Origin of the sequence: Thalassobacillus cyri (assembly GCF_900107755.1) — a bacterium.
In the GTDB taxonomy this organism is placed as follows: domain Bacteria; phylum Bacillota; class Bacilli; order Bacillales; family Halobacillaceae; genus Thalassobacillus; species Thalassobacillus cyri.
Window position 1 is genome coordinate 1 of record NZ_FNQR01000032.1, and the last position, 2,954, is coordinate 2,954.

The 2,954-nt window shown below is 54.0% G+C and carries 1 rRNA gene; it reads right to left on the reverse strand.

The window, feature by feature from the left end:
- Positions 1-2 precede the first annotated feature (2 nt).
- Positions 3-2,917: ribosomal RNA gene (locus BLV00_RS21525) — 23S ribosomal RNA — on the reverse strand.
- Positions 2,918-2,954 lie beyond the last annotated feature (37 nt).

The following is a 2,954-nucleotide window of genomic DNA, read 5'->3' on the forward strand; positions in this document are numbered from 1 at the left end:
TATTAGTTAAGTCCTCGATCGATTAGTATCCGTCAGCTCCACGTGTCACCACGCTTCCACCTCGGACCTATCTACCTCATCGTCTCTGAGGGATCTTACTCACTCGAAGTGATGGGAAATCTCATCTAGAGGGGGGCTTCATGCTTAGATGCTTTCAGCACTTATCCCTGCCGCACGTAGCTACCCAGCGATGCTCCTGGCGGAACAACTGGTGCACCAGCGGTGCGTCCATCCCGGTCCTCTCGTACTAAGGACAGCTCCTCTCAAATTTCCAACGCCCACGACGGATAGGGACCGAACTGTCTCACGACGTTCTGAACCCAGCTCGCGTACCGCTTTAATGGGCGAACAGCCCAACCCTTGGGACCGACTACAGCCCCAGGATGCGATGAGCCGACATCGAGGTGCCAAACCTCCCCGTCGATGTGGACTCTTGGGGGAGATAAGCCTGTTATCCCCGGGGTAGCTTTTATCCGTTGAGCGATGGCCCTTCCATGCGGAACCACCGGATCACTAAGCCCGACTTTCGTCCCTGCTCGACTTGTAGGTCTCGCAGTCAAGCTCCCTTGTGCCTTTACACTCTGCGAATGATTTCCAACCATTCTGAGGGAACCTTTGGGCGCCTCCGTTACCTTTTAGGAGGCGACCGCCCCAGTCAAACTGCCCACCTGACACTGTCTCCGGACCGGATCACGGTCCTGGGTTAGAATGTCCGTACAGCCAGGGTGGTATCCCACCGGCGCCTCCACCGAAGCTAGCGCTCCGGTTTCTCAGGCTCCCACCTATCCTGTACAAGCTGTACCAACATTCAATATCAGGCTACAGTAAAGCTCCACGGGGTCTTTCCGTCCTGTCGCGGGTAATGCGCATCTTCACGCATAGTATAATTTCACCGGGTCTCTCGTTGAGACAGTGCCCAAGTCGTTGCACCTTTCGTGCGGGTCGGAACTTACCCGACAAGGAATTTCGCTACCTTAGGACCGTTATAGTTACGGCCGCCGTTTACTGGGGCTTCGGTTCAACGCTTCGCTTACGCTAACGCATCCCCTTAACCTTCCAGCACCGGGCAGGTGTCAGCCCCTATACTTCGCCTTACGGCTTCGCAGAGACCTGTGTTTTTGCTAAACAGTCGCTTGGGCCTTTTCACTGCGGCTCCTCGCAAGAGGAGCACCCCTTCTCCCGAAGTTACGGGGTCATTTTGCCGAGTTCCTTAACGAGAGTTCTCCCGCTCACCTTAGGATCCTCTCCTCGCCTACCTGTGTCGGTTTGCGGTACGGGCACCTCTTTCCTCACTAGAGGATTTTCTTGGCAGTGTGAACTCAGGAGCTTCGGTACTTTATTTCCCTCCCCATCACAGCTTGACGTTGCCGGACGGATTTGCCTATCCGACCGTCTCACTGCTTGGACGCGCTCATCCAATGGCGCGCTCTCCTTATCCTCCTGCGTCCCCCCGTTGTTCAAACGGAAAGGAGGTGGTACAGGAATATCAACCTGTTGTCCATCGCCTACGCCTTTCGGCCTCGGCTTAGGTCCCGACTAACCCTGAGAGGACGAGCCTTCCTCAGGAAACCTTAGGCTTTCGGTGAAAGAGATTCTCACTCTTTTTTCGCTACTCATACCGGCATTCTCACTTCTAAGCGCTCCACCAGTCCTCACGGTCTGACTTCACGGCCCTTAGAACGCTCTCCTACCACTGATCATAAGATCAATCCGCAGCTTCGGTGATGTGTTTAGCCCCGGTATATTTTCGGCGCAGAGTCACTCGACCAGTGAGCTATTACGCACTCTTTAAATGATGGCTGCTTCTAAGCCAACATCCTGGTTGTCTAAGCAACTCCACATCCTTTTCCACTTAACACATACTTAGGGACCTTAGCTGGCGGTCTGGGCTGTTTCCCTCTCGACTATGAACCTTATCACCCATAGTCTGACTCCCAGAGCTAAGTCACTGGCATTCGGAGTTTGACTGAATTCGGTAACCCGGTAGGGGCCCCTAGTCCAATCAGTGCTCTACCTCCAGGACTCAATCTCTGAGGCTAGCCCTAAAGCTATTTCGGAGAGAACCAGCTATCTCCGTGTTCGATTGGCATTTCACCCCTACCCACACCTCATCCCCGCGTTTTTCAACACGCGTGGGTTCGGGCCTCCAGTCAGTGTTACCTGACCTTCACCCTGGACATGGGTAGATCACACGGTTTCGGGTCTACGACCACATACTATCTCGCCCTGTTCAGACTCGCTTTCGCTGCGGCTCCGTCTCTTGGACTTAACCTTGCATGGGATCGTAACTCGCCGGTTCATTCTACAAAAGGCACGCCGTCACCCATTAACGGGCTTCGACTACTTGTAGGCACACGGTTTCAGGTTCTCTTTCACTCCCCTTCCGGGGTGCTTTTCACCTTTCCCTCACGGTACTGGTTCACTATCGGTCACTAGGGAGTATTTAGCCTTGGGAGATGGTCCTCCCGGATTCCGACGGAATTCCTCGTGTTCCGCCGTACTCAGGATCCACTCCGGAGGAGATTCGGTTTCAGCTACAGGGCTGTTACCTTCTTCGGCTGATCGTTCCAGATCGCTTCGCCTACCGAATCTCTTTGTAACTCCAAAGGAGTGTCCTACAACCCCAGAAAGCAAGCTTTCTGGTTTGGGCTGGTTCCGTTTCGCTCGCCGCTACTCAGGAAATCGCGTTTGCTTTCTCTTCCTCCGGGTACTGAGATGTTTCAGTTCCCCGGGTCTGCCATCCTGCACCTATGTATTCAGTACAGGATACGGTCCCATTACGGACCGTGGGTTTCCCCATTCGGAAATCTCCGGATCATAGCCTACTTACGGCTCCCCGAAGCATATCGGTGTTAGTCCCGTCCTTCATCGGCTCCTAGTGCCAAGGCATCCACCGTGCGCCCTTCTTCACTTAACTATCTTCGTGAAAAGACGTTGTTTTGATGTCGTTGAAG